Below are 16,565 nucleotides of genomic sequence, written 5' to 3' on the forward strand. Positions count from 1 at the left end.
CTTGTGGCGGTATTCCAGTCCGGCGAGCAAAGTCTGATCGACGCCACCAGCGACCTTCTTTGTCACAACCGAAAGCGTCTGGGACAATTGGAAGCCCGTGCAGAAAGCTGTATGGCACGAAAAAAGAAAGAGCCGTGAGGAAGTTCTCCTCACGACTCTTTCTTGTCTGGCAACAAATTCGTGAAAATTTTACAGGCGTCGTGTACGCAGACGTACATGAATCCTTCTTAAAAGATGTGAGAATAAGGCCCATTTTTAATTCTCTGCAATATAAGTAATTTTTTGGTGGCGGATGGGCTTAAAAAACGCGACGGGGCAGACCCGCAGCGACACAAATCCGGCGTGAGAATATGGCAAGCAAACGCCGAAGACAAAGGAGGAACTTTTTTGGACCGAACAGAACAATACCAGCTCAGTCGCTGGAAAAAAACGGACCGCATTCTGATGGATGATTTCAACGCCGACAATGCCAAAATCGACGCGGCACTGGCGGCAAACGCCGCTGCAATATCGGTGGAAAAAGCCACCCGCGAAGCGGGAGCTGCCGCGGAAGAGTTCGCGCGCATAAGTGCGGATACGACCGAAGAAGCAGCGCGCAGAAATGCGGACGCAGCAGAAGAGTTTGCGCGCAAAAGTGCGGATGCGGCCCTGCAAAGCAGCATCATTGCCACAAATCCCATTGCCCGCCTGGCAGATGTAACCCTTGCCCATGACGCCAATCAGGTCAATCTTTCCCTTCAGGGAATTGACTGGGCGGCTTACGCTGAGGTAGTGTTTTATGCTAGATTAAAGGCCGTGACCTACACATCCCGGGTGGAACTGACGTTGGACGAGGACCGGGGCTCCTCGAGCTATTATTACTTCAACGGGTCCGGGTACAACATTCAATCCACTCTGGGCGGGGTATATATTGATTCGGGAGGGTCTTCGTTTGGAGCCCGTATTCCCTATACCCGGCTCGGCTTTGTGCTAAATTGGTTCGGTGCGCCGGACGGAAGTACCAGTGGTCCGTCGTTAAACTACTTGAGTTATTGTAATGCAACTCTAAAACAGCGAATCCAGTACTCTAATCTGAATTTTAACGCCTATCAGCCGCTGGCAGCGGGAAGCCGCATCGTGATGCTGGGGGTGAAATTGTGAAAATTGCAGTCTTAAACGTGGCCGCCGATGGCACGCAGACCCTGCTGGAAAAAGAAGTTCCGGAAAATTTCTTCGAGGTTATGTCCACGCCCGCGCAGGAAGAAGCTTCGGAAGAATAAAAACCGGAAAGCCCCGCTCCAAAAGGAACGGGGCTTTCTAATAAAGAGGGGCGGTCCGCGCAATGCGGACCGCCCCTCTTTGTGGGCAAAATAGGGCGGGGCCAAACTCGCGCGAAGGGCCGGCAAAGAAAGCACCGTCAGGTTTTCAGGTTTTCAGCTTTTCACCGTTCACCGCGCGAAACACGGTCATCAGCAGAATTTTCACATCGAACAGAAGACTCCAATTTTCAATGTAATAAAGATCGTGCTCGATACGGCCCTCGATTGACGTGTCCCCTCGGAAGCCGCAGACCTGCGCCCAGCCGGTGATACCGGGGCGCACTTGATGCTTGACCATATAGCGGGGGATATTCTCCCGAAACTGCTCCACAAAGTGGGGAACTTCCGGACGGGGGCCCACCAGAGACATGTCGCCTCTGAGGACATTAAAAAACTGGGGCAACTCGTCAATGGAAAGCTTGCGGATCAAAGAGCCAAAGCGGGTTTTTCGAGGGTCGGCATTGGTGCTCCAGCCGGTGGCTTCCTTTGCGTTGACCCGCATAGAGCGGAATTTGTACATCTTGAAGGGCCTTTTGTTGCGCCCTACCCGCTCCTGCCGGAACAAAATGGGACCCGGGGAGCTAAGCTTCACGCCAATGGCGGCAAATACCATCAAAGGGGAAGTCAGAATAATCAAAATCAGCGCGCCGCAGATGTCCTCCGCCCTTTTTAAAAAGGCGTTGCCCAGATTGTCCAGCGGAATCCGCCGCAGATTGATGAGAGGCAGTCCGTCTAGATTGTCCACCTGCGGATTGCTGGGCAGATGCGCCGCATAGAAGGGAATGATGGATACTTTCGTGCCGGTTTTTTCGCAGACGGAAATCAAACTTGGCATCCTCCCGTTGTCCGCCCCCGGAATTGCCAGCACCACTTCGTCCGGCTTGCGCTGATTGAGCAGCTCCTCCAACTGGTCATAGCTGCCCAAAAGGGGAAGCACGCCCCAAGGTCCGCCGTCGCAGACCACACCGTCCACCAGAAAACCAAGGTTTTTTTGCGCCGCCACCTTTTTCAGATAATTTTCCGCCGCTGGGCCGCTGCCTACCAGCACGATATGCTTGAGATTATAACCTTTGGCCCGAAAGCGGCGCAACAAAAGCCGCAAAAAAGCCCGCTTCATCAAAAGTAGCCCACTTGTAAAGCAGAAAAACAAAACCAGCGTCCAGCGGGACATATTGTTCAAATGAAACACAAACAGGATGGCCACCAACAGCGCGGTATCCATGGCGGTGACGCTTAAAAGCCGCGCCGCCTCCCGGTGGAACCGGATGGATCGATAGGACTCGTACAGCCCCGCCATGGCGTAGCTCAGCAGACACAGCGCAGCAGCCGTTCCGCCCAATGCCACATAATAGAAAAATGGGATCCCCTCAATGCCGCCCATAAGAGAAAAACGCACCCAATAGGCCAGCAGCATGGAGACAAACACCAACACACCGTCAGACAGGACGTGCAATTGGTTCAGCAGCCGCTGGTTCTCCTTAATCATTCCGAAATCCTCCCGAAATAGACATTTTACGCGCATTTGATTGTACCCCGGAAGCGAACTTCTGTCAACCGGCGTCGGCACTCCGGTTTCCCAAGGGAAATGGAAAGTGGCCGCCTTCCAATTGGAAGGCGGCCACTTTTAAAAGATACCAGGAAACTGAGGGCGTTATTGAAGAGAGTCCAAATAGGTCTGGGCCCGGCCGTACAGGGTGATGGGCTGGAGAAGATAGTTATTTGCTGCCTGAAGCTGCGCCGCAATGCCCAATGACAACTCCCGGAATTCCGGCGTACCGTCGTCCTGCTCCGCCAAGAGCGTAAGCGCATATTGCCACGCCCCTGTCCTGGCCCGGTTGAATGCCAGATGGCGGGAAAGAGAGGTAAACGCACTTTGGGGAATGTGGTGGTCAAAAAAGTACTCGGCTAGAAAGTCCGGGTCCGTATTTCCGGGCCGGGTATAGGTCGAGGCATACAGTCCGGCCTGATTTTGAACCGATTCGTCGTCGGACTGGTCGCTATAATAAATGTAGGCCTGCGTGGAGTCCTGACGACTGAAGGGGTCGCTTCGGATGGCTCTGTCAAGCCGCTGGAAAACAGTGCCCTGACCGAACATCATGTCATTGTCTACCCGCAGATGGTTGAGGAGAAGCCCACTCCAGACCGTTGTAATTGCAAGGGCGGATAACAGCAGAGCCTTGCAGGCTGTCCAGCCTTTTGAAGGAGGAAGCTGCACATTTCCGATATTGGGTTTGGCGGCGGATCTCTTCGCCCTTGACTCCACAGCCACAGCAGCTTCCATGGCGGGGGCCTTGGCGGCTCCCGGGGCGGTCTGCGTACAGTGAACACTGATTCCCGCCCAGATGCAGAACATCAGAGACAAAAACGAGCTGAGAGAAAACGCCGCCTGGTTGACTGCCTGAAGGGAGGCAAACCCGGTTGCTGCAAACAGTGCGGGAGCCAGCGGCGCACCCCGCTTCCGTCCTGCCAGCGCCGTCCCAAAAGAGGAGGCCAACACGCCGGCGAACAAAACAAGGCCGATGATACCGGCGTCCGCCAGCGTTTGAACGTAATGGTTGTGGACGTACCGGCTTTGGTACTCAAACCGAGCGACGGAGTAAAGCCCTGCTTCCACCGCACCCAGTCCCTCGCCCAGCAGCGGAGATTTTTCCCAAATGCGTAGGCCGTCCCGCCAGAATTCCGTCCGCTGAACGGAGTTCTGATTGGCCCAAAGGCCCTGAAGCCGATTCGCCATGAAGCCGGGCAACAGTCTGTAATGGAGTTTCAGGCTTCCGTCCTCCGACCCGGTATAGGAAAGTTGTTCCACCGTCCCGCCCTCGGGCAGGGAGACGGCAAACCAGACCGCTTCGGTCCCCTCCGGCACGGTGAAGGCTGCACCGTCCGATACACCGTCGTAAAGCACGGTCGAGGTGTGGAGAATTAAGTCGGTTTCGTTCTGGGCCGTGACATGCACAACAGTATTTCCGCTGCTTGCGGTGGAAAGGGTGTACGCTCCGGCGGAAAGGTCTGCCGCCCGGTTCAAAACCTCGCCCGGCGCCAGAGTGGCAGGGCCGGTGAGGCGAAACGCCAAGACCCCGTATACGGCCCCGCAGAGCAGCAGCGCCGCGGCGGCACCGAGAGACAGCACTCTGTGGCGGGAAAGGGTCGTGCAGATTTTCTGGGATAAGAAGCCGTCCAGCGCAGCGAGACCAGTAGATCCCACCAGCGCCGCCAGAAGGGGAATGAGGGAAAATTGCTTTGTCCCGTCAAACACGGAAACATAAACTGCCACAACCCCAAGCATGGTGACCACCAGCGTCTCCACCATTAAAACGGCGGCGGAGAGTTTTTCTCCCTTGGGCACTGCCAACAAAAACAGCACGAACGCAGCGGCAATAAAACCCACGGCGCCAAGGCTGAAGGCCAGCACGAAACCAAGCGCCGAGAGAAACAGACACACCGTATGAAACGCTCGCTCCCGCCCGTGACTGCTCAGGACCAGTCCCAGCGCCAAGAGCACGCCCAGTCCTGTTACACTGGCAAAGGTGTTGCCGTCGGCTAGAAGGGAGTTGATCCGGGTTCCCGTCTCAAGGCCGGAATTGACGCTGTAATCCTGCGTAAACGTCTCCACAATGGCGCGAAATACACCGGAAAACCAGTGGGTGGATACCAAATCAATACTTAAAAAAGAAAACAGAGCGGAGATGGCGGAGACGGCGGAAATAGCATTTCGTCCCGCGTTTTTTCCGCTTCCGGCGGTAAAGACAGCCAGCAAAAACAGCAAAAATCCCGCCAGAATCTTTACAAATTCCTTTAAAGCCAGCACGGGGTATGGACTGCGAAAGCAGGATATGCCCGCCCACAGCACATACAGCGTCACCGCAAGAAAAAGAAACCCAAGACCAGGAGCTATGGGCCGCTTACGCAGCAAAGCTGCCGTCAGCAATGCTCCCAGCGCCAACAGAATACACAGCGTTGTCACGGACTCCTGCGCGGTGAGCGTCACCAGCAGAAACAGTCCCCCGATAAACAGGGCCAGACTCCTCCGGTTGCAAAGCTCCTCTGGCAGCGCGCCCTCTGCGCCCGGCGCGTAAAGCAGGGGATTCTTCTTTGTGTTTTTCATCTATCAGACCTCCGGTTCTGCGTTTAATATTATGCAATTACCGCGTGGCGGCGTGTTCGGCCGTTCCCGCAAAAACGGGCGTTTGCTCCGCCCCGCCGGGCAGGACGGAGAGGTATGTTTCCATCACCTGGGGTAAAACCTGCCCCAGCCCATAGGGCAAGGCTGCTTCATGAGCCTGCGCCCCCAACTCTTGGCGCAGGTCGATATCCTCCGTTAAGCGGAGAAGCTGCGCGGCGCAAGCCGCCGCATCCCCGTAAGGGTACAGTAGTCCACCGCCCCGGACGAGCAAATCCGTGTGCCCCTTCACCGCGCTGGCCGTCACCGGAAGCCCGGCGTACATGGCTTCCATTACATTAAAAGGTAATCCCTCCGACCGGCTGGCGGAAACGGCCAGATCAGCGGCGGCGTACCACCGGGGCATGTCCGGCTCCGAACCTGGAAAAAATACCCGACGTTCAACGCCCAGATGCGTTGCAAGCGCTTTGCATTCTTCCAGCAGCGCGCCCTGTCCGGGCAAGGCCAGTTTCACCCGCTCCGGCAGCAGCGCCATGGCCCGGAGCAGCATGGACTGAGACTTCCGGGCGGAAAATTCCGCCGCGTAAACTGCGAGAAGCTCATCCGAGCCAAGCCCCAGCTCCCGCCGCAGCGCAGCGCCGTCGGTCTCCCGGCCCTCCAGCCGGGAGAAATCCACGCCCATGCCGGGAACGTTCTCCACCCGCCGTCCCAGCTTCTTTTTCCGTGCCAGCTCATAGTCCCATTGGTTCATGGTCAAAAGCAGGTCGGTCTGGGGAGCGGTGAGTCGCTCCGCCGCGAGGAGAATTTCCCGCTTGAGGGGTGCTGTCGTATTATCAAATAAATACCCGTGGGCCACGGTGACAAGGGGGGGCCTGCGCCCGCTTAAGCCCGCCGCCGCGCGGCGGGTAAAAAATGCGGCCAAAGACGTGTGGGCCACCACAAGGCTGTATTGCGTCTCCTCCATGGCGCGGCGCAGAAGCACCTGAGCACGGAAATTGGCCGGAGCGGTCATTCTTTTTTCAAAAGGAAGCGGAATTACCCGGTCTGCTTCCGGAATTGCCATGCTTTTTCCCCCACAGGCAATGTGAACCTCCCACCCAAGGCTGCGGAACGCCGCCAGATAGGGTCGGTGGAAATTATAAAAGTGAGAATATGTAGACGCGGTAAACAGTACGGCTTCGGACACGGCGGCCTCCCTTCGGCGTTTCGGGGCTTTCTTACAAAACTCTATTATATTTGACTTGTCTCGTTTATTCAAGTGGGATTGGGTGAAATGAAGAATTTACTTTCCGTCCGCAGGGAAAATCCACCTGCGGCGGCTGTGTTACAAGATTGTTACAAATGCGCAAAGCTATTGCGCCGTCAAAAAATATCTGCTAGAATCCAGAATGAACAAACGAGGGGGGCTCTCCTTTCCCGGAGCAGATACGGGACCGGCTAGCCACGGTATGTGCGCCGGGCGAAGAAAGACTCATTCGGACGTTCAACATTCATGTCGCGGAAACCGGATCTGTGCAAGGCGATAGCGCAGGTCCCGAAACCAACGGTTTAGGGGACCGGCGTGTGTCCCGGACGCGGACTTCGGCGAAAGCGGCAAATTTTTAAGGAGGAAAATCCATGAAGAAGTTCCTTTCTCTGGTAATGGCGCTGGTTATGACCATGTCTTTGGTCACCATCGGCGCCGGTGCCACCGAGTACAAGGACTTCACCGACAAGAGTGAAGTTCAGTACGAGGAAGCAGTTGCGGTTCTCAACAAGATCGGTATCATCACCGGCTATGAGGGCGGCGACTTCAAGCCCACCGGGGCTCTGACCCGCGGCGCCGCCGCCAAGATCATCGTTTCTCTGATGATCGGCTCCGAGGCCGCCGCTTCCCTGCAGGTCGCAGCCGCTCCTTACAAGGATGTGCCCGTGACCAATACCTTTGCCGCAGTCATCTCTTACTGCAAGACTGCCGGCTACATCAACGGCTACTCTGACGGTACCTTCCGTCCCACCGGCGCCCTGACCGGCTTCGCTTTCGCGAAGATGCTGCTGGGCGCTCTGGGCTACAAGGGCGACATCGAGGGCTTCTCCGGCTCCGGCTGGACCATGAAGGTCGCTTCTGTCGGCTCTGTTGCCGGCCTGTATGACGACTTCCTGACTCCCTTCTCCGGCAACGCCGGCGTGACCCGTGAGCAGGCCTGCCAGCTGGCGCTGAACACCCTGAAGGCCACCAAGGTGGAGTACAAGGGCAATGATATCAGCGTCACCGGCAAGGACATCAACGTGGTTGTCGGCACCAAGGACCACTCCAACGTTGAAAACAAGAGCAACACCGACGGCAACATCCGGATGACCAATGTTGAGAAAAATGGCAAGGATGGCCTGATGCAGTTTGCCGAGCAGCACTTCACTGACCTGAAGCAGCTGACCGACACCACCACCGACTTTGGCCGTCCCGCTACTCGCTGGGCTTACAAGAACGTCACCATCGACGAGTTTGCCAAGGTGGCTGACTTCACCTTTACCGCTGCTCCTTCCGGCGACACCAACAAGGACAAGGTCAAGGATATGGGTCTGGACGGCTACAAGGTCTACGAGAGCACCAAGGTGACCATCAATGATAATGATCAGGGCACTAAGTACTTCAACGAAAAAGATCTGGAAGACGCTGTGAAGCTCAACGACACTGAGGCTCTGGCTAAGAAGCTGGTCAACCTGACCGGCAACGGCATTGTGGTTGAGATCTATGTGGACGACAACAACGCGGACGTTATCTCTAACATTGTGGTCATCCGCGCTCAGTTGATGGAAGTCAACACCGTTTCCAGCAAGACCATCACCGTGAAGCAGCTGGAAGACGTGGGCGAGATTTCTGAGAAGGATGATACCGGCAGAGATCCTGTTAGCAACAATAAGTATTTCCAGACGATCACCTCTATCAGCGACGACGACGATGCGTTTGCCGATCTGAAGGGCAGCAAGTCTGGCGATTACATGCTGATTACCTACACTGGCAACAACGCCACAAAGGATGCTTACAGTGCGAAGGCTCCTCAGGTGGTTACCGGTGCGCTGACTGCCATTACCCGTAACGACAGCAACAAGGTCAACGGCGTCACCGTTGGCGGCACCGCTTACAAGCTGGCCGCTATCCGCGACACTGACTTTGCTGACCTGAACGCTTCCAGCATTTCTTCTACCAAGAAGGACGTTACCCTGTATCTGGATGCCTATGGCTATGCCACCTACATTGAGGATGCCGGTACGACTGACGACTTCATGGTCTATGGCGACAGCTATCAGACTCTGGTTAACGGCAAGCTGGTGTACACTCTGACCGGCTGGGATATGTCCGGCAATGAGGTTTCCATCAATGTTGGTAGCGCCGAGCCTAAGAATGATCTGTACGGCGATTTGATCAAATATAAGACCAGCGGCAAGACCAACACTGACTATGAAGTGGTTGCTCAGGGCACTGATACCAATCCCATTCTGAAGCCGGCTACGAATGCCACCAAGGGCTATGTGGCTGTTGATACTGCTGATGAGATTAAGACTGGGGCTTCCACTGTGAAGGCTACCGATGGTACTCTTTACAGAATTGCTTCCGGTGTGAAGACTATCTTTGTGGACTTCGATAGTGACAGCACTGTGAAGAGCGTCTTTGTGAAGAACGGCCTTGCTAACGTAACCCAGGCCGAGCTGAAGATGACGAGCTATAATAATAAACTGAATGCTGATGCCGCTCAGATGCTGATCAACAAGGACGGCGCTGTTGAGGCTGTTGTGGTCAAGACCACCTCCTCCGACGCTGTTTCCGACAAGGTTCTGTATATTGAGTCTGTCAAGGGCGATTCTGTTGTTGATGGTGTCCGCACTTACAACTACCATGTGTGGGTTGATGGTGCTGAGGATGACTACACCTCCACCGACAATCTGTCTGCTGGCCGCTTTGCAACCTATGCTGAGAAGGCTGATGGCACTTACAAGCTGAGCGCAGTCACCAAGACTGATGCTGCTACTTCTGCTTTCAAGCTGACACTGACCAAGGCGAACATTGATACCGCCAACAAGAGCCTGATCTACGGTATTAACGGTACTGATAATACCGCGGGCTCTCCCTATGGCACTGCGACTGTTAGTGTTTTCGATATGGATGGCTATGACAAGTACGATTCCAATGCGGACGGTACTCGCGACAAGTTCTATATCGAGGCTGGTAGCGTTCTGAAGACCTCCGGTGCTCAGTTCGCTGATCTGAAGGATAAGGGCTTCTCTTCTCTGAAGGATGTCTATGACTATCTGAAGGCTGAGGATCGCACTGCTTCCGATGATGAGGTTGAGTTGGTCATCGTGATGAACAACAAGACTTCTGCGGATGACTATCTGCGGGTTTCTGCGGTTGCTGTTGTCGCTGTTAAGTAATTAATTGCCACAGTAATCTTAGATCCTGACTTAGCAAAAAGGCCCGCCCCTTTCGGGGCGGGCTTTTTTTGCGCCATGCTTTGCTGGGCAACACCTTTAGCCCCATAAAACTTCTCCACGCTGAGCACAGTTTGCTAACTTTTATCGGGGCTTTCCTTGCTCCAAAAAACATGATACAATATTCGGGAAAAAACGGTATGATCCGCCTGCGCCCACTCGGGGGCCGCCGCGCCATTTATGCGTGGCCGCGCAGGTGAAACGGAGGAAGAAGCAATGGCAATTTTGGTGTTGGGGGGCGCGGGCTATATCGGCTCTCACACGGCGCTGGCCCTTTTAAACGCGGGGCGGGACGTGGTGGTGGCTGACAGTCTAAAAACCGGATTCCGGGCGGCGGTACCCCCCGCGGCCCGGTTTTATCAGGGCGATATTCGGGATCGGAGCTTTTGTGATTCTCTGTTTGAGCGGGAGCAAATTGACGGGGTGATTCACTTTGCCGCCAGCTCCCTTGTGGGAGAGAGCATGAGTGCGCCCCTGCGGTATTACGATAACAATCTGGGGGGGACCCGCGTCCTACTGGAGAGTATGACGTCCCACGGCGTGCGTGACATCGTGTTTTCCTCCTCCGCTGCCGTGTATGGCGAGCCGGAGCGAGTTCCCATTTCCGAAACAGATCGGACGATTCCCACCAATTGTTACGGCGACACAAAACTCGCCATAGAGCGGATGATGAAATGGGCGGCGCAGGCCCACGGCCTACGCTACGCCGCCCTGCGGTATTTCAACGCCTGCGGCGCGCAGCCCGGTGGGGCCATGGGCGAGGCCCATGACCCGGAAACGCATTTGATTCCCTTGATTTTGCAAGTGGCAAACGGCAGCAGAGAACAAATTTCGATCTTTGGGGACGACTATCCCACCCCGGACGGTACTTGCATCCGGGACTATGTGCACGTCTGTGATTTGGCGCGGGCCCACATTCTGGCGCTGAACTATCTAGCGGCAGGCGGGGAGAGCGATGCGTTTAATCTGGGCAGCGGTGCGGGCTTTTCTGTCAGGCAGGTATTGGAGGAGGCCCGCCGCGTCACCGGGCACTCGATTCCCGCCCGGATTCGCCCCCGCCGGGCAGGGGACCCCGCCCGGCTGGTGGCTTTGGCGGACCGGGCGCGGGTGGTGCTGGGCTGGGTGCCGGAGTATGGCGATTTGTGTGCTATCCTGCAAACAGCGTGGGATTGGCACCGTACCCACCCGGACGGTTACGAACAGGGCTGTGACTAAAGCGAATAAAAAGCTGGGCCGGTCGTTTTAAAAACGACCGGCCCGGATGGATGCACTTGCTGTTTTTGGGAGCGTTATGTACTCAAAAGTCCCATCCGCCGGGAGAGGGCCAGTAATCCTTTGCAAAACCGCTGCCATTGCGTCAATGTTATCAATAATGGGTCACCTTCCCGGATACGCATGGTGCGGCGAATCTCCTTTGGGATGACCACTCGGCCCAGATCGTCAATGCGGCGTACAATTCCAGTTGCTTTCATCTATAAATTCCTCCTAAGGCATCATTTGGACAGGTGGCCATAGTATCCGCAGGATTTGTTTCCCTATGCGGATGGATTTACTGGAACTGTCTGGAAATACACTCTGATTTAAAAAAATCTGCAAAGACAAGTGGTAAGTTCCATGTAAAAAGATAAGAGATACCGTGGTAAGATGAAAAGAAAAGGCTTCCATCCATGTGCGGCATGGCACATGGATGGAAGCGCAGTTAACGAACGCTTGAATATGAGATTTTTAGTAGGTTCAGGCTTCGTACCTTACGTACCGCAACGGAATAAACCGTTGCGGTACGTATTTTTGATAAATTAAACCAGCAACTCACACACAAGGTCCGTGTAGCCCGAAGGATCTTCAAGAGGCAATCCCGCGATAAGCAGGGCCTGATTGAACAGGAGGGCAGCGTATTTCTTCGCCTTTTCCGGGTCTTCCGTTATGGCCTTTTCCAGAGCGGCAAAAATGGCGTGAGACGCGTTCAATTCCAAAATGCGGTCTGCTTTCAGCTTCTGCTCCGGTTGCACGGCGGAAAAATATTTCTCCATCTCAAAACTCAGGCCCGGTCCGGCGGTAAGGCAGACGGGATGGGATTTCAGAATTTTAGAAGACTTGACCTCCTTCACCTGCTCTCCCAGTGCTTCCTTCACAAAGTCGAACACGGCTTTGTGGTCGTCGGACGCAGTTTCTTCGGGCGTTTCCTCGCTTTCTGCCTTGGGCGCGGCCTCGCCGGAGAGGGCGGAGAGGAACTTTTTTTCCTGATAAGTCATCAGTGCCTGTACGGCGAATTCGTCCACTTCCTCGGTGAAATACAAAATCTCCGTCCCCGCGTCCTTAAGGGCTTCGAGCTGGGGCAGGCGGTCGATGGCTTCCACCGTTTCGCCTGCGGCATAGTAAATGCTTTCCTGCCCCTCCGCCATGCGGGAGACATAATCCGAAAGAGATACGGGCTTTTTCTCTGTGGAGGAGTAAAACAGCAACAGGTCCTGAAGCTCATCTTTCTTTGCGCCGTAGTCGGACACTACTCCAAATTTCAACTGGCGGCCGAAGTTTTTCCACAACTTTGCGTATTCCTCCGGCTCGTCCTTCATCATTTTCTGAAGGTCCGCCCGGACTTTCTTGTCCAGATTGGCGGCGATGACTTTTAATTGCCGGTCGTGTTGCAACAACTCCCGGGAGATGTTCAGGCTCAGGTCGGCGGAGTCCACCACGCCCCGGACGAAGCGAAAGTGCTCCGGTAGCAGATCGGCGCACTTTTCCATAATCAGCACGCCGTTGGAATAGAGCTGCAAGCCCGCCTCGAAGTCCTTAGAGTAATAGTTGAAAGGCTGCTGGGAGGGAACAAACAGCAGCGCACGATAGGTTACCGCTCCTTCGGCGGACACGGAAATTACCCGCTGCGGCTCTGCGTAATCGTTGAATTTGTCTCGGTAGAACTTGTCGTATTCTTCTTTTTTCACCTTGGATTTCTGCCGCTGCCAAAGAGGGACCATGGAGTTGAGGGTTTCCACCTCCGAATAGGTTTCATACTCCGGGTGGTCCTCGGGAGAATCTTCCTTTTTGCGGGTTTTGCTTACCTCCATGCGGATGGGGAAGCGGATGTAATCGGAGTATTTGCGCACCAGTTCCTGAAGACGCCAGCCCTCGAGAAATTCACTGAATTTTTCGTCGTCTGTGTCGGGGCGCAGGTGCATAATCACGTCGGTGCCGAAGCTCTCTCGTTCGCACTCTGTGACGGTGTACCCATCCGCGCCAGAAGACTGCCAAAGATATGCCGCGTCGGAGCCGTATTTCCTGGTCATCACCGAAATGTGGTCGGCCACCATAAACGCGGAGTAGAAGCCCACGCCGAACTGGCCAATGACGTCGGCATTTTTGGCGTCGTCCCCCACCTCCTGCCGAAACTGAAAGGTGCCAGAGGAGGCGATGACCCCCAGATTGCTCTCAAGGTCCTCTTTGTCCATGCCGACGCCGTTGTCGGACACGGTGAGAATGCGCCCGGTCTTGTCCGCTTTGATTTCAATTTTGAAATCCTTGCGCCCAAGGCCCACGTCCTGATCCGTCAGCGCCCGGTAGCATAGCTTGTCACAGGCGTCGCTGGCGTTGGAAATGATCTCCCGTAAAAAAATCTCATGATGGGTGTAGATGGAGTTCACCATCAAATCAAGAAGCCGCTTGGACTCCGCTTTGAATTGTCTCTTTGCCATGGATGATACACTCCTTTTTCATTTATCAAAACGATATCATTATAGCATCGCCCTGTTGAAAATGGAATATCAAATTTCAAAATTATAGTTAAATGAACGCAAAACGTCTTAATAAAACCCGTGCGGAGCTTAAAAGCGGAAAAAGAAGTAACCAAATTGTAAATTCCGAACGGAAAGAGTTGTGAAGAGAAAAAATTACGAGTAGAATAGATTGAATCCCCAATGGGATATGTTATTTTGAAAAGGAGCCTTCCTCTATGGGATTTGTGCAGAGGCTGCGAGGCGGCATAGCCCGCCTGATGTACGGGCGAAACGGCGCGGATCGGCTGGGTCTGGTGACGATTTGGACCTCGCTGGGTCTGAACATTGTCTCCGCCTTTCTTCGGGGGCGGGTGAACGCGGTGAGCGCGGTGCTTTATTGGGCGTCCATGGCCTTGGCGGTCTGGGCGATATTCCGGATGTTTTCCAAGAACCTCTACAAGCGCAGAGAGGAAAACAGCCGTTTTTTGCGGCTGTGGTGGAGCCTGCGCAATGGCCACAAGAGCGCCAGAGAGCGCCGGTCCGACACGGAGCATAAATACTTCACCTGCAAGAGCTGCAAAACCATTTGCCGGGTTCCGGCGGGCAAGGGCAAGGTGGAGATCACCTGCCCCAAGTGCGGCGCTATAATCCGCGGAAAAACCTGAATACAGAGGACGGCCGTCTTTGGCGGCTGTCCTCTGTTGCTTTCTGGGACGGATAGAACCGGAAGATCATTTTGTATGAAAAGACAAATTAACCCGAAAGTTTCTGTGCGTTCTTTAAAAAGTCGTTTAAATCCACGAAAGCACAACCTAGATTTCGACAGGGCACATTCTTGACGCTCTCAAGGCCCTAGGGTATAATTAAAGCAAGAAAAAACTGGGCGCACGCAGTGCACACGAAAACGATTAACTGCCGACGGAGAAATTTTCCGGCGGGGAGGAGTGAGGACATGGAGGAGAGCGGACATGCCTTGGCGTTTCATGCGGGTACGCTATCAGATGGCTGGACTTGGCTTGGCGCTCATCCCGCCGTGGAGGCGGGCCGGGAGGGCTGGTGCTTCCGGGTCTGGGCACCCCATGCCAAGGCGATAGGCGTGGTGGGGGATTTCAACGAATGGGACAGTTCCGCCGCTCCGTTGACGCGGGAGGGGGAGACGTGGGTCGGCTTTGTACCGGCGCTGCCCCGGTACACGGCGTATAAATACGCCGTCACCGGCGCGGATGGGAAGATTCGCTATAAGGCGGATCCCTATGGCTTCCACACGGAAACCCGCCCCGCCACCGCCAGCAAGCTTTACGCCCTCTCGGGGTTTTTGTGGACAGACGGAGACTTCCGGAAGGAAAAAGCGGACTGCCCCGGATATACCGGGCCGCTAAACGTGTATGAGGTGCATCTGGGCTCCTGGCGCAGGCGGGAAAATGGAGATTTTTACGATTACCGTTCCATGGCAAGGGAACTTGCCGCCTATGTAAACGACATGGGCTATAACGCGGTGGAGCTGTTGCCCGTGACGGAGCATCCGCTGGACGACTCCTGGGGCTATCAGTGCACCGGGTATTTCGCGCCCACCTCCCGGTACGGAACGCCGGAGGACTTTATGTGGTTTGTGAACCATATGCATGAAAACGGCGTTTCCGTACTTCTGGATTGGGTTCCTGCCCATTTCTGTAAGGATGAGCAGGGACTGTATGAGTTTGACGGAACTTGCTGCTATGAATATGCCGAGCCGAAAAAGAGGGAGCATGCCGGGTGGGGTACCCGCGTGTTCGACTATGGACGGCCGGAGGTGGTGAGCTTTCTCCTCTCCTCCGCCCGCTTCTGGCTGGAGGTTTATCATATCGACGGTCTGCGGGTGGATGCGGTGGCCTCCATGCTATATCTGGACTATGACCGCCCTGCGGGACAATGGACGCCCAACAAAGATGGTGGGAGAGAGAATCTGGAAGCGGTGGAATTTCTCCGGGCGCTGAACCGGATGGCCTTTTCGGTAAACCCCGGCGTGCTGATGGTGGCGGAAGAATCCACCGCTTGGCCTTTGGTGACCCGCCCGCCGGAGGACGGAGGGCTTGGCTTCAATCTCAAATGGAATATGGGCTGGATGAACGACATATGTCATTATTTAAAGCTGGATCCCTATTTCCGCCAGTTCAACCACAAGGATCTCACTTTTTCCATGATGTACGCGTTTTCGGAAAATTACATGCTCCCCTTATCCCACGACGAGGTGGTACATATGAAAGGTTCGCTGGTGGGGAAGATGCCGGGGGACTATGAGACGCAGCTTCACTCCCTCCGGGGGTTTTACGCCTACTTTCTGGCTCATCCAGGAAAAAAGCTGCTGTTTATGGGCCCGGAGCTGGGCCAGTGGCACGAGTGGGACGCAAACGGCCAACTGGACTGGTATCTGCTGAAGCAGGAGCCGAACCGCAAAATTCAGGCGTTTTTCCGGGCGGCCAACCAGTTTTATCAAAACACCCCGGCCCTGTGGGAGGAGGACTTCCGGCAGGAGGGCTTCCAGTGGCTAGTGCCGGACGACAGCCACAACAATGTGGTAGTTTTTCTCCGCAGGGATTCCGAGGGGCAATCGCTTTTGTGCGCGGTGAATTTTTCGCCCAACGCCTATCCTGATTATCGGGTGGGCGTGCCGGAGCGCGGGCGGTATACCGAAGTATTCAACACCGACGGAACGGAGTTTGGTGGCGAAAGCTATGGAAACGATTTGCCTTTGGAGACACAGGCGGTCCCTTCCCACGGACGGGAGCAGTCAGTGGTGTTGCGCATTCCACCCTTCGGGGGCGTATTCCTCCGGGCGGAGAAACAAGCCGTGGAAAAACCTGCAAACACCGTGGGGCGAAAAAAATCCCCGGATGCTGAAAAGTCCACTGCAAAAAAGTCGGCAGAGCGGGGGGAAAGAAAAAACGCCGGGGGAAGGGCCGCGCCGCGCGCGGCTGAAAAACCCGGCTCATAAGG

The 16,565-nt window shown here is 55.1% G+C and carries 10 protein-coding genes and 1 pseudogene; 6 read left to right on the forward strand and 5 right to left on the reverse strand.

The window, feature by feature from the left end; all coding sequences use genetic code 11:
* The first annotated feature begins 387 nt into the window (after positions 1–387).
* Together RT018_RS00470 and RT018_RS00475 are read left to right on the forward strand one after the other, a co-directional pair.
* Positions 388–1,140, forward strand: a complete 753-nt coding sequence (locus RT018_RS00470; RefSeq protein WP_312938555.1) for a hypothetical protein — start codon at positions 388–390, stop codon at positions 1,138–1,140.
* Positions 1,137–1,259 carry a hypothetical protein gene (locus RT018_RS00475; RefSeq protein ID WP_312938556.1) on the forward strand — a complete coding sequence of 41 codons (123 nt, stop codon included), beginning with the start codon at positions 1,137–1,139 and terminating at the stop codon, positions 1,257–1,259. Before RT018_RS00470 ends, RT018_RS00475 begins: the two co-directional genes overlap by 4 nt.
* A gap of 145 nt (positions 1,260–1,404) precedes the next feature.
* Here RT018_RS00475 and RT018_RS00480 read toward each other — a convergent pair whose 3' ends face one another.
* The 3 genes from RT018_RS00480 to RT018_RS00490 all read right to left on the reverse strand — a co-directional run bounded on the left by RT018_RS00480 (position 1,405) and on the right by RT018_RS00490 (position 6,601).
* Positions 1,405–2,784 carry an undecaprenyl-phosphate glucose phosphotransferase gene (locus tag RT018_RS00480; protein ID WP_312938557.1) on the reverse strand — a complete coding sequence of 460 codons (1,380 nt, stop codon included), beginning with the start codon at positions 2,782–2,784 and terminating at the stop codon, positions 1,405–1,407.
* A 165-nt stretch (positions 2,785–2,949) separates the two neighbouring features.
* The gene (locus RT018_RS00485) at positions 2,950–5,400 is read right to left on the reverse strand and encodes an O-antigen ligase family protein (RefSeq protein WP_312938558.1); all 2,451 of its coding nucleotides are present in this window, start codon (positions 5,398–5,400) and stop codon (positions 2,950–2,952) included.
* A 37-nt stretch (positions 5,401–5,437) separates the two neighbouring features.
* Positions 5,438–6,601, reverse strand: a complete 1,164-nt coding sequence (locus RT018_RS00490) for a glycosyltransferase (protein ID WP_312938559.1) — start codon at positions 6,599–6,601, stop codon at positions 5,438–5,440.
* A 431-nt stretch (positions 6,602–7,032) separates the two neighbouring features.
* Between RT018_RS00490 and RT018_RS00495 the strand changes: the two genes are divergently transcribed.
* Both RT018_RS00495 and galE read left to right on the forward strand, forming a co-directional pair.
* On the forward strand, positions 7,033–9,825 hold the full coding sequence (locus RT018_RS00495) for an S-layer homology domain-containing protein (protein WP_312938560.1): 2,793 nt from the start codon (positions 7,033–7,035) through the stop codon (positions 9,823–9,825).
* A 273-nt stretch (positions 9,826–10,098) separates the two neighbouring features.
* Entirely contained in the window at positions 10,099–11,097 is a 999-nt protein-coding gene (gene galE, locus RT018_RS00500) for a UDP-glucose 4-epimerase GalE (protein WP_312938561.1), read from the forward strand.
* A 149-nt stretch (positions 11,098–11,246) separates the two neighbouring features.
* Here galE and RT018_RS00505 read toward each other — a convergent pair.
* Together RT018_RS00505 and htpG are read right to left on the reverse strand one after the other, a co-directional pair.
* Positions 11,247–11,354: pseudogene (locus RT018_RS00505) on the reverse strand (AbrB/MazE/SpoVT family DNA-binding domain-containing protein); the annotation flags it as partial.
* A 324-nt stretch (positions 11,355–11,678) separates the two neighbouring features.
* Positions 11,679–13,571: a molecular chaperone HtpG gene (htpG, locus tag RT018_RS00510; protein ID WP_312938562.1), complete on the reverse strand. Its 1,893-nt coding sequence runs from the start codon at positions 13,569–13,571 to the stop codon at positions 11,679–11,681.
* A gap of 257 nt (positions 13,572–13,828) precedes the next feature.
* Here htpG and RT018_RS00515 point away from each other — a divergent pair, with 257 nt between their 5' ends.
* On the forward strand, positions 13,829–14,257 hold the full coding sequence (locus RT018_RS00515; protein WP_312938563.1) for a hypothetical protein: 429 nt from the start codon (positions 13,829–13,831) through the stop codon (positions 14,255–14,257).
* A 287-nt stretch (positions 14,258–14,544) separates the two neighbouring features.
* Positions 14,545–16,563, forward strand: coding sequence for a 1,4-alpha-glucan branching protein GlgB (gene glgB, locus RT018_RS00520; RefSeq protein ID WP_312938565.1), 2,019 nt, complete (start codon positions 14,545–14,547; stop codon positions 16,561–16,563).
* Positions 16,564–16,565: the final 2 nt, after the last annotated feature.

The organism is Oscillibacter sp. (assembly GCF_032060045.1).
GTDB lineage: Bacteria > Bacillota > Clostridia > Oscillospirales > Oscillospiraceae > Oscillibacter.